Raw genomic sequence first — 19,884 nt, forward strand, 5'->3', positions numbered from 1 at the left:
GTCATTTCCACACCGAAAAGCCGCCATCGACCACCAGATTGTGCCCGTGCACGTAGTCGGAGGCTGGCGAGCAGAGAAAGAGGATGGGGCCCTTGAGATCCACCCCGTCGCGGCCCATGCGCCCGAGCGGAGTGCGGTCGGCATAGCCGGCGACGAACCGCTTATGCTGGCCGCGCTCGAAGCCGCCGGGCGAGAGCGCGTTGACGTTGACGCCCCTGGGGCCGAGATAACCCGCGAGATCGAGCGTCAGCGCGATCACTCCGCCCTTGGCGGCGGCATAGTCGACGGGCTGGCCCTTCATGTCGGTCCCCGCATAGACGCGCCGGTCGCGCCCGACGAGGCCGGCGATCGAGGCGAAATTGACGATCTTGCCCTTTCCCCGCGCTGCCATCGCGCGCCCGAAGCCGCGGCAGCAGAGGAGCGTGCCGAAGAGGTTCGAGGCGAGCATTTCCCTCATGTCCTCGGGATCGCGCTCAAAGAGTTCGGCGACCGACGCGCCCGAACCGCCCCCGGCATTGTTGACGAGAATGTCGGCGGCGCCGCGCCAGGCCTCGATTTCGGCGACGGCCTTGTCCACCGAGGCAGGATCGGCATGGTTGAGCGCCAGCGGACGGGCTTCGATGCCGTGGAGCGCTTCGAGTTCACTGCAGGCGGCGCGTGCCTTCTCGAAGTCGCGCGAGGTAATGGCGAGATCGGCGCCCGCCGCCGCGAGGATGTCGGCGGCGTCGCGCCCCAGATTGGCGCTGCCACCGGTGACGATGGCGAGCTTGCCCCGGAGCGAGAAGAGGGCGTCGATCTCTTCGTGCATCAGGGTCAGCGGGCCTTGCGCCAGTCGAGGATGGGGCCGACGGCCTTTTCGAGCAGCGCCCGGTCCTCGGTGGTCAGCTGCCGGAAGGGACGGCGCGAATGGCCCATCGGCACGCCCATGATGTCGAGCACGCCTTTGGAGCCGGGCATGACGCCGACCGCGATCAGCACCTCGATCAGGACGTTGGCGAGGCCTTGGAGGCGCCGCGCGTCATCGAGCCGGCCCTCGGCGACGTCCCTGCGCAGCTGCACATAGAGATCGCCCATATAATTGTAGGTGGTGCCGATCGCGCCCTGCGCGCCCATGGCAAAGCCCGAAAGCGCCATCTCATCATACCCGTTGTAGACATAGGCGTCGGGATAGAGGCGGCGGATGCGCTCGAGCAGGAACATGTCGCTCGAGGTGTGCCTGATGCCGATGATCTTCTCATGGGCGAAGAGCTCGCCCAGTTCGGCGATGGTGAAGCCGGCGGTGCGGGCGGGGAAGTTGTAGACGATCAGCGGCAGGGCCGAGGCGTCCGCGATGGCGCGGTAATGGGCGAGGATTTCGACGCGCGAGAAATCATAATAGAAGGGCGGGATGGCCGAAATCGCGTCATAGCCCGCCGGTGCCACGGCCTCCGAGAGCGCCAGCACGTCGGCGGTGGCGACGGCGCCCACATGGGCGATGAGCTTCATCCGCCCGGCCGCCGCTTCGGCAACGTCGGCGAGATAGGCGGCGCGTTCCTCGCGCGACTGCAGGATCGCTTCGCCCGATGAGCCACCGACATAGATGCCGTCGATCCCCTGGCGGGCCTGAAGGTCGACGAGACGGCGGGTCAAGTTGGGGTGTGGGCGAGGTAGAATGGCGGGAAGACGGGGTGGGGTGATGTGGGAAAACGGAGGGCGCAGAAGTGCTTGGCCTGACCCCCACCCGGCCTCCCCCTGATAGGGAGAGGAGAAGAGCGGTGGCTGGAGTGGCCTGATTGGGAGAAGGGCGGTGGGTGGCTCAGTCGTCCTGCTTAGGCCCGATGGGGCGCCGGCGGCGGGATGAGAGGCTATCCGTCCCTCCCCCTCTCAGGGGGAGGTTAGGTGGGGGTAGGGCCGATCAGCCGCGGAACGGCTCGAGCAGCGATCGGTCGGCTAGGGTCATGCCGAAGCCGGGGGCGGGGCTGGGTTTGAGGCGGCCGTTTTGGGGCAGGTCCTCGCCATCGAACAGCTTGCCGAAGACGGGGCGGATGGCGCGCCCGTCGGGGCTGGCGGCGACGTATTCGCAAAAGGGCGATTGCGGCTGGCTGGCGATGAAATGATAGGAATAAGGCCCGCTGCCATGGGGGATGACGGGGACGTCATAGGCCGAGGCGTGGGCGGCGATGCGCAGGAGTTCGGTCAGCCCGCCGACCCACATGACGTCGGGCTGGAGGATGTCGATGGTGCGCTCCTCCACAAGCCGGCGGAACCCATAGCGGGAATATTCGTGCTCGCCCGTCGTCCATTTGAGGGTCGGGTGGGCCTGCTTCAGCAGCCTGTAGCCCTCGATGTCGTCGGGAGGCAGCACCTCTTCCCACCAGTAGATGTCGAGCGGCTTGCAGGCTTCGGCGAGGCGGATGGCATAGGGCACGGTCAGCGCCATGTAGCAATCGACCATCAGCGGGAAATCGGGCCCGACGGCCTCGCGGTGGGCGGCGAGGAATTCGACGTTTCTTCTCAGCCCCTCCTCGCCGTCGAAATGGCCGTGCGGCAGGGGGACCTTGCCGCCCCAGAAGCCGAGTGCCTTGACCGCTTCGGGGCGCGGGCCGGTGCAGTAGAACGAAATCTCGTCGCGGCTGAGCCCGCCGATGAGGTTGTAGACGGGCTCGTCGCGCAGCTTGCCCAACAGGTCCCAGAGGGCGAGGTCGACGACGCTGATGGTCGCGACCGCGAGGCCCTTGCGGCCATAGGGCAGCGAGGCGCGAAAAAGCTGGTCCCAGATCTTGTTGACGTTGCGCGCATCCTCGCCCCGGAGAAACCGGGCGAAATGATGGGTGACGAGCCAGGCGGCGGGCACGCCGCCGAAGCCGGTCGCGACGCCGACCGTGCCGTCGGTCGCCTCGATCTCGACCACCAGCGACCCGAGCACGCCCACGCCCCAGCTGGCGCGCGAGGCCTTCCACTGGGGGTAGCCCGACATGGGGTTGGCGATCAGCGTGTCGATCAGCCAGTGGCCCTGCGCCTGCTGAAAATAATCGCCGCCATCGCCTTCGCTTCTGACCAGCGAGACGCGGATGTCGGCGATTTCGAATCTGGAGGGCATGTGGGCCTCTGTGGGTCCGGCGCGCTGCCGGATCGATTCCGGTAAATGCGCCAAGGCATTGGAATAGTGATATAAATCAGTCGAGCTGAAAGAGTTTTACCAGATCGACCGCAACGGGCTCGTTCTTCTCGTCATAGTCCATGATGTCGGCCATGAAATCCCACCAGCGCCTGTTGATCTCGGTTCTGGGCAGATCGGCCATGGTGTGATCGTCGCTGCGCACCAGGGTGGCGAAGAGGTGATTGGTCTCGGGATCGAGCCAGATCGAATAGTCCGAAACGCCCGCATCCTTCAGCGCCTTGGAAAGCTCGGGCCAGATCTCGTCATGACGCTTTTTATATTCGGCGACCTGGCCGGGATGCAGGTTCATGCGAAAGGCGATGCGCTCGGGCATGGGGATCTCCTATTGCAGGTTGACGTAGAGCCCGCCATCGACAAGCAGGGCGGCGCCCGTGACGTAGCCCGCCATGTCGGAAGCGAGGAAGGCGACCACTTTCGCCACGTCCTCGGGCTGGCCGAACCGGCCGAGCGGGATACGCCCGTCGAGATAGGCGCGCTTTTGCGGGTCGGACCAGTCGTCGCGGTTGATGTCGGTGGCGATGGCGCCGGGCATCACCGAATTGCAGCGTATGCCATAGGGGCCGAGCGCGATCGCGGCCGATTGCATGAGCGAATGCACGCCCGCCTTGGTCGGGGTGTAGTGGGTCTGCATGGCGCCCCCGACCAGCGCCGAGATCGAGCTCGTCGCGACGATAGCGCCGCCCGTGCCTTGATCCTTCATGGCGTTGGCCGCGGCCTGGCAGATGTAGAAGGCGCCGGTGAGGTTGACCCCGATGGTGGTCTCGAGCGCCTCGGCGGGCATGTCGAGGAAGCTGTGGAAGGGGCAGATGCCGGCATTGGAGGCGAGGATGTCGACGCCGCCGAGTTCGGCCCGGGCCAGCTCCACCAGTTCGAGCGCGGTGCGCTTGAGCGCTATGTCGCCCTCGAGCGGGATGGCGCGGCGACCGAGCGCGGTGATCTCGGCGATCGTCTCGGAGATGGCGGTGTCGCGCGTCTGGGCCTCGTCGGCGCGCGAATGATAGTTGATGACGACATCGCATCCCTGGCGGGCGAGTTCGACCGAGATGGCGCGGCCGATGCCGCGCGAGCCGCCGGTCACAATGGCGCGCTTGCCGGTCAGAAGCATCTCAGTCCTCCCTGCTGGTGTGGGCCATGGCCTCGAGCGTGGTTTCGTGCACGCTCGTCAGATGTGCGGCCATGGCGGAAACCGTCGCGTCTGGATCGCGGGCGGCGAGCGCTGCGACGATCGCGCGGTGCTCGACGAGCGATCGCTGCAGAACGCCCGGCGAGAGGGCGGCGACGCGGCGATATTCCATGCCGAGCACGTAGAGCGAGTGCGAGATGGTGACGAGGAAGGGATTTCCCGTGGCCGCGGCGATGGTCTCGTGGAACTCGGTATCGGCAATGCGGAAGGCGAGGGGGTCGTTGAGGAGGTCTTTCTGGGCCTCGACCAGCACCTTGAGGCTGGCAATCTGGGCGGGCTGGATGCGCTCGGCGGCCATGCGGGCGATCGAGCCGTCGATCATCTGCCGGCTCTCGTGGAGCGAGCCGAGGTTCTCGCTGTCGAGCGTGATGAGAAATTGCAGCGGGCCAAGCAGGTCCGTGGCCTCGAGCCCGGACACGTAGATGCCGCCGCCCTGGCGCATTTTCAGCACGCCCAGGATCTGAAGGCCCCGCAGCGCTTCGCGCAGGCTCGGGCGCGACACCTGGAGGTAGGTCGCGAGCTCGCGCTCGGGCGGCAGCTGGTCGCCGGGCTTCAGGCTCTTGTTCCGGACCATTTCGAGGAGGCGCTTGGCCACCTGCTCGGCGACCGAGTTGCGCTCGACCGGGGCATAGGCTTCGAGGCTCGCCATCATTCGCCCAGCGCCCGGCTGCGCACCTGATCGAGGCTGACCGCCAGCATGAGCACGACGCCGCGGGTGACGTCCTGCCAGAAGCTCGAGACGTTGAGGAGCGTCAGGCCGTTGTTGAGGGTCCCGAGGATCAGCACGGCGAGCAGCGTGCCCCAGACCGAGCCGCGACCGCCATTGAGGCTGGTGCCCCCGAGGATGATGGCGGCGATGACGGTCAGGAGCTGGGAGCCGGCCGCATTCGGAGCGGCGGCACCCAGCATGGCGCCCAATATCGTCCCGGCCAGCGCGCCGGCGACTGCCGAGATCACGTAAAGGACGATGATGGTACGCCCGACCGGAATGCCGATCAGCCGCGCGGCTTCAGGGTTGCCGCCCGAAGCATAGATGTAGCGGCCGAACTTGGTGCGCGTCATCATCACCCAGAGGACGAGGAAGGTCACCACCATGATGATGAGCGGGATGGGGATGCCGACGAAGCGCTCGGCACCGATCCAGTTGAAGCCGTCGATCATCATCGGGCGGGTGAGGCCGCCCGTCATGACGAGCGCGATGCCCGAGACGATGCTCATCATGCCGAGCGTGACGATCAGCGGGTTGAGCCGGAGCTTGGTGGTGAAGAGCCCGTTCGCGACCCCGATCATGGCCGCAACCACGAGGGCGAGAGCCACCGCGATCCAGACGGGAATGCCGGCGGTGACCATCAGCGAGATCAGCACGCCCGTGAGCCCGGCGATGGCGGCGACCGAGAGATCGAGGCCGCCCGCCACGATGAGCGGGGTGCCGGCGGCCGCCATCAGCCCGATATAGGCGACGTTGGTGCCGATCTGGAGCATGTTGCGGACGGTTAGGAAAAAGGGCGAGAGGATCGCAAAGACCGCCAGCAGCAGGAGGTAGAAGACCAGCAGCATGGCGACGCCCGACCAGGGCTTGGCCAGCAGGTTCATGGCGCGCTGCTTGAGGGTGGGGGCGGTGTCGGCGGTCGTGGTGGTCATGGCTCGTCCTCAGGCGGCTGGGGTGACGGTCTCGGCGGTGGCCGCCATCAATTGCGCGGGGGTCGCGCCTTTCTCGAAATGCTGCACGATGCGGCCGCGATCGAGCACCAGCGAGCGATCGGAAATGCCGGCCACCTCCTCGACGTCAGAGGAGAGGATGATGACCGCAAAGCCGTTGCCGGTAAGCTCGCGCAGCTTGCCGTAGATCTCGCGCCGGGCCCCGATATCGACGCCGCGCGTGGGTTCCTCGAGGATCAGCAGGTGGACGCCATCGACCAGCCAGCGGGCGAGGCAGACCTTCTGCTGGTTGCCGCCAGAAAGGGTGCGCAGCTTCTGCTCGGGCCCGCGGGTGCGGATGGAGAGGTCGCGGATCCAGTTGCCGGCATGGCCGGTCTCGAGGTCGCGCGCGACGAAGAGGCCGCGGGTGAAGCGGGACTGGAAGGGGAGCGCGATGTTCTCGCGCACGGTGAGGTCGGCGATGATGCCTTCCTTCTTGCGCTCGGCGGCAACGAACCCGATTCCCGCCCGCTTGCCGGCCTGCGGATTGCTGGGGCGATAGGGTTTGCCATCGAGCGTGACGGTGCCGGCGCGCACAGAGCCGACAGCGCCGTAGAGCGCGCGGCCGAGCACTTCGACGCCCGAGCCGACAAGCCCGAAAATCCCGAGGATCTCGCCGGCGCGCACCGAGAAGCTGACGCCGGCGATCTCGTCGCGCACGACGAGGTTATCGACGGTGAGGATTTCGGCGCCCGCCGGCGGGGGCGGGGTGTCGGGGTAGAGATCGCCGGCCGTCTCGCCGAGCATGGCGGCCAGCACCTGGGTCTTGTCGGTGGCGGCGGTGGCGAAATTGCCCGAATTGCGCCCGTCGCGGAGGACCACGATGCGATCGGAGATCTCGAAGACCTCGCTCATATAGTGTGAGATGTAGACGACCGAGACCTGCTGCGCCTTCAGCCGCCGGATGATGGCGAAGAGCAGGTGCGCCTCCTGCTCGGTGAGGGCTGCGGTGGGCTCGTCCATGATGAGGATGCGGGCCTGCCCGGCGATGGCGCGCGCGATCTCGACGATGCGCTGCTCGGCCACCGACAGGCGCTTGACGGGCTGGGTGACGTCGAGGTCGCGGAAGCCGAGCTGGGCGAGGAGTTCGCTGGCGCGCCGGCGCATGGCCTCGTCGTCGACCTGGCGGAAGCCGAAGATGGTTTTTGTCGGCAGTTCGCCCAGCAGGATGTTTTCAGCCACGGTCATGTCGGGCATGACCGAGATTTCCTGGGGCAGCAGCTTGACGCCGGCGGCGATGGCGTCGGCCGGTCGCGAGAACACGACCGGACTGCCATCGACTTCGACGACGCCGCCATCGCGCGTGTAGAGGCCGGTGAGGATCTTGACGAGCGTGGATTTTCCCGCGCCGTTCGAGCCGAGCAATGCGACGACCTCGCCGGGTTCAAGCGTCAGCTCGACGTCGCTGAGCACCGGCACGCCGCCAAAGGCCTTGCCGATATTGCGCATGGACAGGCGCTGGGCCATGGCTTGATCTCCCTCGGGCAGAAGGGGCGGACGGCCGAGGCCGCCCGCCGGTCGGGTTGTCAGTTCGCCGGGATGAGGTTCAGCGAATCCTGGAGTTCGGGCAGCTCGCGGATTTCGGCGAGATGGGCCTCGAACGCTTCCTGGGGGAATTCGAACGTGATGGCGTCGGGCTCGGCCGCACACGCAAACTCCTCATAGTACTCGCAGACATTACCATCCGAGACCATGTAGTGGGTGACGAGCACGGTATCGGGCACCTCCTCGCCGGCAAGTTCCATCAGGGCCAGCGGGATTAGATAGTTGCCGTAGCGCTCGGGGAAGTATCCGACCGACGCAACGAAGGTCGGCTCGTCGAGCATGTTCTGGATTTCGTCGGCGCCCATGCCGACCACGATCAGATCTGCCTCGCGGCCCGCCTGCTTGGCGGCGCGCAGCATGCCGGTGGCAGCCTGGTCGTTGATCGCCGTCACCATGATCGGCACGCCCTCGGGGATGCGCCCGATGACGTTGTTCATCTGGGTGAAGCTCTCTTCGAGCGTGTTCTTGGTGTCGATGAAGATGACGTTGTCGTCGGGAAAGTTTTCGACCACGGCGCGGAAGCCGGCGACCTGGCCATTGGTGCGCATGGCGGGCACCGCGCCGGACTGAGGCAGTTCGCCGACGACGAAATAACCCTCTGCCACCGCTTCGGCACCGAACTTGTCGATCGCGGCCTGCCCAAGATAGGCGCCGCCCATGAAGCCCGAGCGCGGGTTGTTGGCGCCGAAGAAGGTGGCATCGCCCATGGGGATGTCGATGGCGACCACGCGGGTGTCGGCCTGGTCCATCTGCTGCATGATGGTGGCGCCGAAATTGGCGTCGGTCTGGAACTCGATGACGTAGTCGACGCCGCGTTGGATGAAGCTCTGCGCGTTGGCGAGGGCGGTGGCGCCGTCGAGCCGGTTGTCGGCGACCTGGACGTCGACGCCCGCGGCCTCGGCATTGGCGAGGATGCCTTCTTCGACCTTGAGGGTGAAGGAGACGTCGCGCGTGAGATTGGCGAAGCCGATCAAATAGGTGTCGCCATTGCGCGGCGGCTGGTTGGCCTTGGCCGCCTCGACCATGGCGGCGTACTGCTCGGCACTGACCATGCTGCCGTCGAAATTAGACGGATCAAAGCCGTGGAAATCCTGTGCGAGGCTGGTGCCGGCCATCAGCATGGCCGCGAGCCCGGCTGCGCCGACGAGGCGCAAACGATCAAGTCGCATATCTCTCTCCCTTTGCAATCGGACAATTGGTCTGTCCAATTAACTCAACAGTGGCACGCCGGTTTTGCTTGCGCAAGTGGCCTGACCGGCAATTTGGTCAGGCCAATTCTCCATTGACCGGGGCGTGGCGCCGGCCGTACGGATAAGAAAAACAGATGAGGAGGACCGGCCATGCCGGACAGATCGCGCCCCTTTGCCGTGCTCGCCTACGGCGATTCCAACACCTGGGGCGCGGTGCCCCAGCCCTATCGCGGCGCGGGCGGACGGTTTTGCGCCGAGCGATGGACGCGCGTGACGGCGGACAGGCTGGGGTCGGATTTCGAGGTGATCGAAGCGGGGCTCAACGGGCGCACGACCTGCGTCGATGATCCCGTCGAAGGGATCGAGCGCAATGGCGTGCGCCATCTGCAGGTGGCGGTCCAGACGCACATGCCGGTGGACCTCGTGATCATCATGCTGGGCACCAATGATCTCAAGGCGCGGCTCTCGATGACTGCCGGCGACATCGCCGACGGGGCAGGCCGGCTCTGCGACATGGTGCGGCGCTCGAACTGGGGCCCGGAAGGCAGGGCGCCCCGGGTGCTGCTCGTGTCGCCCGCGCCGCTCGGCAGGCTCACCTGGCTCGCCGAAATGTTCGCGGGCGGCACCGAAAAGTCGCGCCGGCTGGCCGAGGAATATCGGCGGGTGGCCAAGGCCATGAGCGCGGAGTTCTTCGAAGGTGGATCGGTGATGGCCTCGAGCGATGATGACGGCATCCACCTTGGCGCGGAGGCGCATCTGGCGCTGGGCGAGGCGCTGGCGGCCGAGGTGCGCCGGATTGCCGGTGCCGCTAGGCAAGGGTGAGCCTTCTTGCGACGGCTTCGTCGACCGTGATGCCGAGGCCAGGGGCGGTCGGCGCGCGGACGGAGCCGCCCTCGTGCCAGATCGGATGATCGATCAGATCGCGCGTGGCGGGATTGGGGAAGGGCTTCAATTCAAAGAGCCGCGTATTGGGCGAGGCGAGCGAGAGATGGAGGCTCGCCGCCGAGAGGATTGCCGTGCTCCAGGCGTGTGCGTTGATGGTAAGCCCATGCGCCGTGCAGAGTGTATCGACCTTGCGAAAGCCCGTGACGCCTTCTGCGCGCGCCGGATCGATGCCGACGACGTCCACAGTGCCGGTTTCGATGAGGCGCTGATAGCCGGTGACCGTCCATTCGCGCTCGCCGGTGCCGATCGGCACGCCGGTCGCGGCTTTGAGGGCGCGGTGATCCTCGATCCGGCTCGGGTAGAAGGGCTCCTCGATCCAGCCGATATCGTATTTGGCCATGGCGTTGACCGTCGCGATCGCCGTCTCGCGGTCCCAGACGACGCCATTGCCGGCATCGACGATGATCTCGAAATCGGGGCCGACCGCGGCGCGCAGATCGCGGATGAAGGCGATGTCGGTCGCGGGATTGCGGCCGATGTCGGACAGGCCCTTCTTGGCAAAGCCGAGCTTTACGCCCTTGAACCCCTCGTCGCGGAAGCGCACGACTTCGGCGACATTTTCGGCGCGCGTCGCCTTGTTGACGTGGTTGGCGGCGTAGGCGGGGAGGCTCTCGCGCTGGCGCCCGAAGAGCTCGACCAGCGGCTTGCCGGCGATCTTGCCCTCGATGTCCCAGAGCGCCATGTCGAGCGCGGAATAGGCAAAGCAGGCAATGCCGCCCTCTCCATACCACCAGGCGTGCGCGCGCATCTTGTCCCAGGCTTCCGAGATGGTGATGTCGCCGGCATCGCGGAGGAGGGGCGCGAAGCCCTCCTCGATCAGGAGCTTGGTCGCCTTGCATGCTTCGGGCCACATGGCGATGCCTTCGCCCCAGCCGACGATACCGTCGGTCGTCTCGACCCGCACCAGCGTCGTCATGCGGCGCGTGGAGAAGTCATTGGGATCGTCATAGCCGATGACGATGGCCGAGACTGCGGCGATGCGCATGCCTGCTCCTCCCCTTGCCCACGACCCTCCCGCCGCCGGCTCCTCACCCAATTGACTAGCATTGAGGTCGCTGCTAGGTCAATGAGTGGTCTGGCCACTTGGCCATTCTCGGATTGTTCGTTGGGAGGCGGCGTGGCAGAAGCGGCGACAGGCCCGGTATTCCTGCCCATGCGCAAGGCGGGGTTGACCGACCGGCTGGTGACCCAGCTGCTCGGGCTGGTGACGACCGGCAATCTGGGCGCGGGCGATCAATTGCCCTCCGAGCGCAAGCTCGCGGAGACTTTCGGGGTCAGCCGCCCGACATTGCGAGAGGCCATCCGGGCGCTCTCGGTGCTGGGCGTTCTCGAAATCCGGCATGGTGGCGGGGTGTTCGTCTCCCAGCTCAGCGCCGCCGACCTCCTGCAGCCGCTGACGTTCTTCCTGACGCTGCGCTCGACGGAGGTCGAAAAGCTCTACGAGGCGCGCGAACTGATCGAGGGCGACATCGCGGCGCGCGCGGCCGGCCGGGCCGGGCCCGAGGATGTCGCGGCGCTCACCGACCTGATCGTGCGCCAGGAGGCGGCGATGGCCGACCCGCTCGCCTATCGTGCGGTCGACACCGAATTTCATGAGCGACTGGCAGTGCTTGCCGATAACGGGTTTCTTGCCAGGGCAGCGCAAAGCCTCAACATATTGGGGCTCGAATTCCGCAAGACAGCGTCAGAAACGCCCGAGGTGATCGCGCGCTCGATCACCGACCACCGGGCGATCGTTTCGGCGCTCGCGGCCGGCGATGCAGAGGCGGCGCGGGCCGCAATGGGGCTCCACATGCGCAACGTGCTGGGCACGACGCGCGCGCAGATGAAGGCGACACAGCCATGACCGAACGCCGCTGGGGGCTCAACCGGCCGACCGAGGCCGATATCGTTGCGGGCGGGTTCTCGACGCCCTGGGACGCCCCTTTCATCCCGCCCTTTCCGTTCCAGTTCCGCAATGCGCAGATCCTGACCGCGTTCTATCGGACCGATCCCGCGGCTATGGCGTTCCTCGCGCCGCCGCCGGTGGAAGCAGTTGGGGATGTTGTCGCCATCCACATCTACAAGATGAACGATACCGACTGGATCGGGCCATATCACGAGGCGAACGTGATGTTCGGGGCGTCCATTGCGGGGCGGGAGGGAGCGTACTCGCCCTATCTGTTCCTCCATTCCGATGGCGGGGTGGCCCATGGCCGCGAGGTGCACGGCCAGCCCAAGAAATATGCCAATCCGAGTCTCGAATTCCGCGGCGATCTGATCGTCGGCGGGGTGGAGCGGAACGGGATCGAGGTCGTGACGATCACGACGCCCTACAAGCAGGAGCGGGCTGATCCGGCCGCGATGCGGGCCCATTTCGAGTTCGGCACCAACCTCAATCTCAAGTCCGTCAACCACATCGACGGACGCCCGGCGATCCGCCAGATCACCTCGCGCAAGCTGACCGACATGGTGGTGCACGAATGCTGGCGCGGGCCCTGCACGGTGGAGTTGCGGCCCAACGCGCAGGCGCCGGTGTTCCGCCTGCCGGTGATCGAACCCCTGGAAGCGTTCTTCTGGCGGGCCGATTTCACGCTGGTCGCGGGCGAGATCGTGCACGACTATCTCTAGAACCAAACCAGACCGAAGGGAGGAGCGGCAATGGCGGACAAGGTCAATATCGGGGTGATCGGGGCGGGCTGGTGGGCGAGCCTGTCGCACATCCCCGCGCTCATCGCGAACCCCCATGTCGATATCGTCGCGGTCAACCGTCCGGACCGGGAGGGGCTGGACCGGGTGGCGGCGGAATTCGCGCTGAGCCATGCCTATACCGATGCCGCCGAGATGCTGGCGAAGGAAGATCTCGCCGGCGTGGTGATCGCTTCGCCGCATATCCTGCATGCCGAGCACGCCCGGTTGGCGCTCGAAAAGGGCCTCCACGTCCTCATCGAAAAGCCGATGGCGACCCGAGCCGAGGACGCGCAGCAATTGGTGGCGCTGGCCGGAAAAAAGGGCGTCCAGATCATCATGCCCTATGGCTGGAACTACAAGCCGATCCTGGACACCGCGCACCGGCTGGTTGCCGAAGGTTGGGTGGGCGAAGTCCGCCATGTCGTGGCGCAGATGGCCTCTGCGCTGGCCGATCTCTTCGGCGGCGAGCCGATGGTCGAGACGAAGGATCATCTCTTCCGCCCGCCGGTCTCGACCTGGGCCGACCCCGAGAAATCGGGCGGCTATGGCTGGGGACAGCTGACGCACGGGCTGGGGGCGCTGTTCCGCATCGTCGACCTCGAGCCCACGGGCGTCTTCGCGCGCACCGGTCTTTCGCCGGCTGGGGTCGATTACTACGATGCAGCGGTGGTCGAGTTCGCCAATGGGGCGACCATGGCGCTGTCGGGCGCGGCGACGGTGCCCAAATCGCGTGGCTACCAGATCGACATCCGCATTTTCGGGACCGAGGGCATGCTGCTGTTCGACATCGAGCGGGCGCGGGTGGAGGCGATCCGGCATGACGGCCAGACCCATGTCGAGCAGCTGCCAGCCGATGCCGGTGATTACGAGCAGGTGGCGCCGATCACACGGTTCGTCGACATCTGCCGGGGCGTGCCGACCGTCAATCCGGCCGATGGGACGATCGGCATGCGCGCCACACTCGTGCTTGACGCAATGTACCGCTCGGCAAGGAGCGGGCGGATGGAGGAGGTCCTGCAATGAAGCTTTCGGTGACCAGCTGGTCGTTTCCGCAACTGACGCTGGCTGAAGTGGCCGGCGTCGCGCGCGCAATCGGGATCGGTGCCATCGATCTGGGGTATTTCTATCGCTCCAGTCTCGACAAGGCACGGCTGCTGTCGGAGCCCGAGGCCTATGGGCAGGAGGTGCGTCAAACCCTCGGCGTAAATATCGCCAATCTCTACCATCTCTTCGGCAGCGACATCGCCGAACGCAACCTCGCGAGCGGTGGAGATGGCGCGGCGAACCGGGCCGATTTCGAGCGGGCGCTCGCCTTCTGCAAGGCAGCCGGCGCGCCCAGCGTCTTCATCCTGCCCGGCATAATCAATCCGGGGCAGGGGCGATCCGAGGCGCTCGCCAACACCATCGAGGCGCTGAAGCCGTTGGTGGCGGCGGGGCAGGCGGCAGGCATCGCGGTGTGCGTCGAGCCGCATGTTCACTCCTATCTCGAGAGCCCGGCGCTTGCGGCGGCGCTCTGCGAGGGGGTGCCGGGGGTAAAGCTCGCGCTCGACTATGCCCATTTCGCCGTCGCGGGATATCGGCAGGACGAGATCGACGCGCTGGCGCCCCATGCTGGACACATCCATCTGCGCCAGGCGCGGCCGGGGGCGCTCCAAACCAAGATGGAGGAGGGGACGCTCAATTTCCCCGCGCTCTTCGCCACGCTGCGCGATGCCGGCTATCAGGGCTATCTCGCCTCAGAATACGTGAACCAGGCCTATTTCGACACGCTGCATGACGACGTGCTCTCCGAGACCATAAAGATGCGCGACGCCTTTCTCGCCTGGAGCGCAAAGTGAGCCGGGGCGCGGCGATCGTCACGGGCGGGGCGGGCGGCATCGGGCTCGCGATATCGTCCCGCCTCGTGCGGGAGGGATTTTCGGTGGTGGTCGCGGACCGTGACGCCGACGCCGCGCGAGCGGCGGCCGAGGGGCTCGGCTGCGCCTGGCGCGCGCTCGACATCGGGCAGGAAAGCTCGGTGATCGAGACCGTGCGCGGCGTGGCAGCCGAGATGGGCGGGCTCGCCGCGGTGATCAACAATGCGGGCATCCACACCCAAAGCCTCGTCGTCGAGACGAGCGCGGAGGACTGGGACCGCATCCACGCCGTCAACGGGCGCGGCACTTTCCTCATGTGCCGTGAGGCGGCACGGATTATGGCGGGGCAGGGTCAGGGGCAGATCGTCAACATCGTGACGCGGCTAGGCTTCGGCAATCCGTTCTCCTCCGTCTACATGGCCTCCAAGAGTGCGGTCGCGGCGCTCACCCAATGCCTTGCCGTCGAGATGGCGGCGACGGGTGTGCGCGTCAACGCAGTGGCTCCGGGCCATGTGGGCCCGGGAACGGGCATGGAGGCGGCGTTCCGCAGGAAGGCCGAAAAGCTCGGCAAGACCTGGGACGAATTCGAGAGCCAGGTGGTGGGCTCGATCCCGCTCGGACGTTGGTGCCGCCCCGAAGACGTGGCCGGAGCCGTCGCATGGCTGCTGGGTCCGGACGCCGAATTCGTCACCGGCGAGACGATCTCTGTGACGGGGGGATTCCAGGCCTATGGCGTGGCTCCGGATGGAGATGCTGTCCGCGCTGCAGCAAGCACGGCATTGAACTGACGCAAGCGTCATTAGACGGCAGCATCGGATAAGCGCCGGGAAACGTTCGGATTTCATGGATCACGCCGGCGCGCCGCCATGTCGTCGCCCCGCCGATGACACCGCTTTGCCCTTATCCCTTGATGGATAGCATATTTTTCCGCCATACTGGTTGTGGTGCTGCCTGCATGCGCAGGCTGGCGCCCAAAGCAGAACAGTTCAGGCCGCCACAGGGCAGGCATTTGACAGAGACGGAAGGAAAAACCCGCATGAGACGCATCGTCTGTTCGACACTCGCCGCCACCATGCTGCTCGGTGCTGGCGCCGCCTCGGCCCAGCAGCAGTTCGTCGTCATCGGCACCGGTGGTGTCACCGGCGTCTATTATGCCGCCGGCGGCGCGATCTGCCGCCTGATGAACCAGACCCGCGAAGAGCACGGCTTCCGCTGCTCGGTGGAATCCACCGCCGCCTCGGTCTACAACATCAACGCCATCCGCCAGGGCGAACTCGATTTTGGCATGGCGCAGTCCGACACCATGTTCAACGCGGTCAACGGCCAGGCCGAATTCGCCGATTCGGGCGAAGACAGCGAGCTGCGTGCCGTGTTCTCGCTCCATCCGGAGCCCTTCACCCTCGTCGCTCGCGCGGATTCGGGCATCGAATCCTTTGCCGATCTCGCGGGCAAGCGCGTCAACATCGGTGCGCCCGGCTCGGGCACGCAGGCCTCGATGGACATCATCCTCGAAGCCATGGGCATGTCGCGCGGTGATTTCTCGCTCGCGTCCGAGCTCCGTCCCGACGAGCACGGCCCGGCGCTCTGCGACAACCAGATCGACGCCTTCTTCTATGGCGTGGGCCACCCCTCGGCCAACATCGCCGATCCCACCACCACCTGCGGCGCGCAGCTCGTGCCGATCGAGGGCGAGGCGATCGACGGGCTGATCGAGGAGTTCCCCTTCTACGCCGCAGCCGAGATCCCCGGCGGCATCTATGCCAATAACGAGGATGCCACGCAGACCTTCGGCGTGCTCGCAACCCTCGTCAGCTCCACCGCCGTGCCCGATGATGCGGTCTATGCGCTCGTGAAGTCGGTCTTCGAGAATTTCGATGCCTTCAAGGCCCTGCACCCGGCCCTCGGCATTCTCTCGGAAGACAACATGGTGGTGGATGGTCTCTCCGCCCCGCTTCACCCGGGCGCCGAGCGCTATTATCAGGAAATGGGCTGGCTCTAATCGAGTCCGGTTCGGGCGGCCCTTCGGGGCCGCCCTTCGCTTTTACGGTCAGCGGGAGCGGCGATGAGCAACGCCAATGGTAACGGTGTGTCCGATAAAGGGCGCATGGACGAAGCGGCGGCCGCAGACGAGCAGGAGCTCGCGCGCCTCGTGGCCGAAGCCGATACAGGGGGGCGCCAGCCCGTCGATCGGTTCACCAAGATCATTCTCTTCGTCGTGCCGCTGGCCTGGGCGCTGTTCCAGCTCTGGTACGCCTCGCCCTTTCCGTTCCAGTTCCGCTTCGGCGTCTTTAACGCCACCGAAGCGCGCGCCATCCATCTGGCCTTCGCGGTCTTTCTCGTCTTCCTCGCCTATCCCGCCTGGAAGGGGTCGCCGCGCCATCGTGTGCCGTGGGTCGACTGGCTTCTCGCGTTCCTCGCCGCGGCCTCGGCCGCCTATCTCTACATCTTCCAGGCCGAGCTTTCCCGCCGGCCCGGCCTGCCCACGACCACCGATGTGGTCGTCGCGGTCGCAGGCGTCCTGTTCCTCCTCGAAGCCGCCCGCCGCTCGCTCGGGGTGGCGCTGCCCATCGTCGGCATCGTCTTCATCACCTATGCCTTTGTCGGGCCCTATCTGCCGGGGCTGATGGCGCATCCGGGCGCCTCGCTCAACCGGGCGGCGACCCAGTACTGGCTGACGACCGAAGGCGTGTTCGGCGTGGCGCTCGGGGTCTCGACCGCCTTCGTCTTCCTTTTCGTGCTCTTCGGCTCGCTCCTCGAAAAGGCGGGCGCGGGCAATTACTTCATCAAGGTGGCCTTCGCGCTTCTCGGGCATTTCCGCGGCGGACCCGCTAAGGCGGCGGTGCTCGGGTCGGGCGCCACGGGCCTCATTTCGGGCTCGTCGGTCGCCAACGTCGTCACCACCGGCACCTTCACCATCCCGCTGATGAAGCGGGTGGGCTACTCGCCGGTCAAGGCTGGCGCCATCGAGGTTTCGGCTTCGGTCAACGGCCAGATCATGCCGCCCGTCATGGGCGCGGCGGCCTTCCTCATCGCCGAATATGTCGGCATTTCCTATGCCGAGGTCGTGCGCCACGCCATCATCCCGGCGCTCCTGACCTACATCTCGCTCTTTTACGTCGTCGACATCGAGGCGCGTAAAGCCGGGCTCAAGGGCCTGCCGCGCGAAAAGCACCGTTCCGCGCTCATGAGCATCGCGCTCTTCGGCATGACGGTTGCGGGCATCATCATCTTCTCGGCGGCGGTCTATTGGGGGCTGGGCTGGACGCGCACGCTCTTTGGCAGCGCGGCGAGCTGGGGCGTGATCATCGGCTCCTTCCTCATCTATCTGGTGCTGATCGCATTCCGTTCGCGCTTCCCCGATCTCGAGGCGGACGATCCGGCGCGCATGGCCGAGAAGCTGCCCGATACGCTCGAGGTCGCGCCCGGGGGCATCCACTATCTGCTGCCCGTCTTCATCCTCGTCTGGTGCCTCATGGTCGAGGAACTCTCGCCCGGGCTCTCGGCCTTCTACGGCACCTGCGCGCTCATGTTCCTCGTGCTCACCCAGCGTCCGCTGATTGCGCTCTTCCGGCGCCAGGGGCGGCTGCTGGGCGAGCTCCAGACCGGCTTTGCCGACCTTCTCGACGGGCTCGTCACCGGTTCGCGCAACATGATCGGCATCGCGATCGCCACCGCTGCCGCCGGCATCGTCGTGGGCACCGTGTCGCTCACCGGCATCGGGCTCGTGCTCACCGAAATCGTCATCGCGGTCTCGGCGGGCAATCTGCTCATCATGCTCCTCATGGCGGCGCTGATCTGCATGGTGCTCGGGCTCGGCATGCCGACCACGGCGAACTATGTCGTCGTCGCCACGCTGATCGCGCCCGTCATCGTCGAGGTCGCCACCCTCAACGGGCTCGCCGTCGCGCTCGTCTCGGTGCACCTATTCGTCTTCTATTTCGGGCTCATGGCCGACGTCACGCCACCCGTCGGGCTCGCCTCCTTCGCGGCCTCGGCGATCTCGCGCGCCGATCCGGTGAAGACGGGCGTGCAGGCCTTCCGCTACGAGATGCGCACCGCCATCCTGCCGTTCATCTTCATCTACAATCAGCAATTGCTGCTGATCGGGGTGGAGAACCCGATACAGCTGATTGCCGTGCTCGTTGCCTCGCTCGTGGGCATGCTGACCTTCGTTTCGGTCACCCAGCAGATCTTCATCACCCGCAGCCGCATCTGGGAGACGGCGATCCTGCTCGTGGCCTGCGTCATGCTCTTCGTGCCCGGCATCTTCATGGACCGGATTTCGCCGGCCTATGTCGATGTGCCGGTGGAAGAGCTCAACGAACGTGTGGCCGCCGCGCCGGTCGATGGGTTCATCCGCATCGAGGTCGCGGGCATGGATCTGGGGGGCAATGACTATACCCGGCTCGTGCAATTGCCGCTCGGGGCGCCCGGCGACGGGCCGGCGCGTCTCAGTGCGGCGGGCGTGCAGATCACCGAGTTCGCCGGGCAGGCGCAGATCCTCAACGTGCGCTTCCGCACCCAGGCCGAGCAGCTCGGCCTCGCGGCGGGCCAGACCGTCTCGCGCGTGCTGGTCCCCAATACGGCGCGCCCGCCCAAGGAGCTGATCTACCTGCCGGGCTTCCTGCTCATCGGCATCGTCGCGGCGCTGCAATGGCGCCGCCGCAGCTGGGATCAGCCCGGCCGCGACAAGCGGGCGCCGGCTGCCGCGTGAGCGTGGGCCGGCGCGGGAACCGGCGCGTTGGTCGGAGAATTGAGGGGGTCGGTGCATGCGCCGGCCCCGTCCGGCCGGCCGGGGGGATCTGATGGCCGAGGCCGAACGCAGCGAGACTGAAGCCGAGCCGGGGCGTTTCGAGGCCCTGCGCAACAGGCTGCGGCTCCTTTATCACGGGCGCACCCCGGGGGCGATCCGCTTCCAGTTCGCCGTGCTCGTCGTCGATCTGGCGATCATCGCCTTCTTCATCGCGAGCCCGATCCTGCAGGATCAGCGCCTCTTCCTCTGGCTCGACTATTCGGTCGCGCTGCTTCTGGTTCTCGACATCACCGCGCGCGGCCTCGCCTCCACCGACATCCGCCGGTGGCTCAAGCAGCCCACGGTGCTCGTGGATCTCTTCATCCTCGTGACGCTCCTTGCCCCGCTCTGGCTTGTCAATCTGGGGTTCCTGCGCATCCTCAGGCTCTGGACCATCGCGCGCAGCGGCTTCCTCTGGCGCCCGCTCCGCAAGAAGGGCCTGCACGAATGGGAGGATGTCGGGCACGCCGTGGTCAATCTCGTGACCTTCCTCTTCGTGGTCACGGGCTTCATCTACACCTTCTTCGTGCGCGACGGCACGGGCATAGATGGCTATGTCGACGCGCTCTATTTCACCGTGACCTCGGTGACGACCACCGGTTATGGCGACATCATCCTGCCCGGGGTCTGGGGCCGGCTGACCTCGATCGCCATCATGATCGTGGGGATCACGCTGTTCTTCCGGCTCGCCCAGGCGATCGTCCGGCCCTACAAGGTGAGCTTCCCCTGTCCCCAATGCGCGCTGCAGCGCCATGATCCCGACGCCGTGCACTGCAAGGCCTGCGGGCATCTGCTGAAGATCCCCGACGATGGGGAATAGGGCTCTAAGGGGAGGGGTGGGCGGC

The 19,884-nt window shown here is 66.4% G+C and carries 19 protein-coding genes; 9 read left to right on the plus strand and 10 right to left on the minus strand.

Annotation, left to right across the window (positions count from 1 at the left end; all coding sequences use genetic code 11):
* Position 1: 1 nt before the first annotated feature.
* The 9 genes from EMQ25_RS02575 to EMQ25_RS02615 form a co-directional block, all read right to left on the minus strand.
* A complete protein-coding gene (locus tag EMQ25_RS02575) occupies positions 2-808 on the minus strand; it encodes an SDR family oxidoreductase (RefSeq protein ID WP_127186982.1) in 807 nt (268 codons plus the stop codon).
* A 5-nt stretch (positions 809-813) separates the two neighbouring features.
* Positions 814-1,629, minus strand: coding sequence for an N-acetylneuraminate lyase (locus EMQ25_RS02580; RefSeq protein WP_244606441.1), 816 nt, complete (start codon positions 1,627-1,629; stop codon positions 814-816).
* Positions 1,630-1,894: 265 nt separating this feature from the next.
* The gene (gene rhmD, locus EMQ25_RS02585; protein WP_127186984.1) at positions 1,895-3,079 is read right to left on the minus strand and encodes an L-rhamnonate dehydratase; all 1,185 of its coding nucleotides are present in this window, start codon (positions 3,077-3,079) and stop codon (positions 1,895-1,897) included.
* A gap of 76 nt (positions 3,080-3,155) precedes the next feature.
* On the minus strand, positions 3,156-3,473 hold the full coding sequence (rhaM, locus tag EMQ25_RS02590) for an L-rhamnose mutarotase (protein WP_127186985.1): 318 nt from the start codon (positions 3,471-3,473) through the stop codon (positions 3,156-3,158).
* A gap of 9 nt (positions 3,474-3,482) precedes the next feature.
* On the minus strand, positions 3,483-4,265 hold the full coding sequence (gene lra1, locus EMQ25_RS02595) for an L-rhamnose 1-dehydrogenase Lra1 (RefSeq protein ID WP_127186986.1): 783 nt from the start codon (positions 4,263-4,265) through the stop codon (positions 3,483-3,485).
* Between the two features lies 1 nt (position 4,266).
* Positions 4,267-4,995, minus strand: coding sequence for a FadR/GntR family transcriptional regulator (locus EMQ25_RS02600; RefSeq protein ID WP_127186987.1), 729 nt, complete (start codon positions 4,993-4,995; stop codon positions 4,267-4,269).
* On the minus strand, positions 4,992-5,984 hold the full coding sequence (locus EMQ25_RS02605) for an ABC transporter permease (protein ID WP_127186988.1): 993 nt from the start codon (positions 5,982-5,984) through the stop codon (positions 4,992-4,994). Before EMQ25_RS02605 ends, EMQ25_RS02600 begins: the two co-directional genes overlap by 4 nt.
* Positions 5,985-5,993: 9 nt before the next feature.
* Positions 5,994-7,508 (minus strand): sugar ABC transporter ATP-binding protein, encoded by a 1,515-nt coding sequence (locus EMQ25_RS02610; RefSeq protein WP_127186989.1) that lies wholly within the window; start codon positions 7,506-7,508, stop codon positions 5,994-5,996.
* Positions 7,509-7,567: 59 nt separating this feature from the next.
* Positions 7,568-8,755: a sugar ABC transporter substrate-binding protein gene (locus EMQ25_RS02615; protein WP_127186990.1), complete on the minus strand. Its 1,188-nt coding sequence runs from the start codon at positions 8,753-8,755 to the stop codon at positions 7,568-7,570.
* Between the two features lie 171 nt (positions 8,756-8,926).
* Here EMQ25_RS02615 and EMQ25_RS02620 point away from each other — a divergent pair, with 171 nt between their 5' ends.
* The gene (locus EMQ25_RS02620) at positions 8,927-9,598 is read left to right on the plus strand and encodes an SGNH/GDSL hydrolase family protein (protein ID WP_127186991.1); all 672 of its coding nucleotides are present in this window, start codon (positions 8,927-8,929) and stop codon (positions 9,596-9,598) included.
* Here the strand turns inward: EMQ25_RS02620 and EMQ25_RS02625 are convergent.
* Entirely contained in the window at positions 9,585-10,706 is a 1,122-nt protein-coding gene (locus tag EMQ25_RS02625) for a mandelate racemase/muconate lactonizing enzyme family protein (protein WP_127186992.1), read from the minus strand. The two genes, EMQ25_RS02620 and EMQ25_RS02625, sit on opposite strands and share 14 nt — an antisense overlap.
* A gap of 132 nt (positions 10,707-10,838) precedes the next feature.
* Here EMQ25_RS02625 and EMQ25_RS02630 point away from each other — a divergent pair, with 132 nt between their 5' ends.
* The 8 genes from EMQ25_RS02630 to EMQ25_RS02665 all read left to right on the plus strand — a co-directional run bounded on the left by EMQ25_RS02630 (position 10,839) and on the right by EMQ25_RS02665 (position 19,859).
* Positions 10,839-11,567 carry a FadR/GntR family transcriptional regulator gene (locus EMQ25_RS02630; RefSeq protein WP_158625929.1) on the plus strand — a complete coding sequence of 243 codons (729 nt, stop codon included), beginning with the start codon at positions 10,839-10,841 and terminating at the stop codon, positions 11,565-11,567.
* Entirely contained in the window at positions 11,564-12,331 is a 768-nt protein-coding gene (locus EMQ25_RS02635) for an acetoacetate decarboxylase family protein (protein ID WP_127186994.1), read from the plus strand. Before EMQ25_RS02630 ends, EMQ25_RS02635 begins: the two co-directional genes overlap by 4 nt.
* A gap of 30 nt (positions 12,332-12,361) precedes the next feature.
* Positions 12,362-13,414 (plus strand): Gfo/Idh/MocA family protein, encoded by a 1,053-nt coding sequence (locus EMQ25_RS02640; RefSeq protein ID WP_127186995.1) that lies wholly within the window; start codon positions 12,362-12,364, stop codon positions 13,412-13,414.
* Entirely contained in the window at positions 13,411-14,229 is an 819-nt protein-coding gene (locus EMQ25_RS02645) for a sugar phosphate isomerase/epimerase family protein (protein ID WP_127186996.1), read from the plus strand. The genes EMQ25_RS02640 and EMQ25_RS02645 overlap by 4 nt, the downstream gene beginning before the upstream one ends.
* Positions 14,226-15,035, plus strand: coding sequence for an SDR family NAD(P)-dependent oxidoreductase (locus EMQ25_RS02650; protein ID WP_158625930.1), 810 nt, complete (start codon positions 14,226-14,228; stop codon positions 15,033-15,035). Before EMQ25_RS02645 ends, EMQ25_RS02650 begins: the two co-directional genes overlap by 4 nt.
* Before the next feature lie 248 nt (positions 15,036-15,283).
* Complete coding sequence (locus tag EMQ25_RS02655; RefSeq protein ID WP_127186998.1) at positions 15,284-16,246, plus strand: TAXI family TRAP transporter solute-binding subunit; 963 nt, start codon at positions 15,284-15,286, stop codon at positions 16,244-16,246.
* A gap of 63 nt (positions 16,247-16,309) precedes the next feature.
* Positions 16,310-18,961: a TRAP transporter permease gene (locus EMQ25_RS02660; RefSeq protein WP_244606442.1), complete on the plus strand. Its 2,652-nt coding sequence runs from the start codon at positions 16,310-16,312 to the stop codon at positions 18,959-18,961.
* Between the two features lie 91 nt (positions 18,962-19,052).
* Positions 19,053-19,859 (plus strand): potassium channel family protein, encoded by an 807-nt coding sequence (locus EMQ25_RS02665; RefSeq protein ID WP_127187320.1) that lies wholly within the window; start codon positions 19,053-19,055, stop codon positions 19,857-19,859.
* Positions 19,860-19,884: the final 25 nt, after the last annotated feature.

Origin of the sequence: Arsenicitalea aurantiaca (assembly GCF_003994485.1) — a bacterium.
GTDB lineage: Bacteria > Pseudomonadota > Alphaproteobacteria > Rhizobiales > Devosiaceae > Arsenicitalea > Arsenicitalea aurantiaca.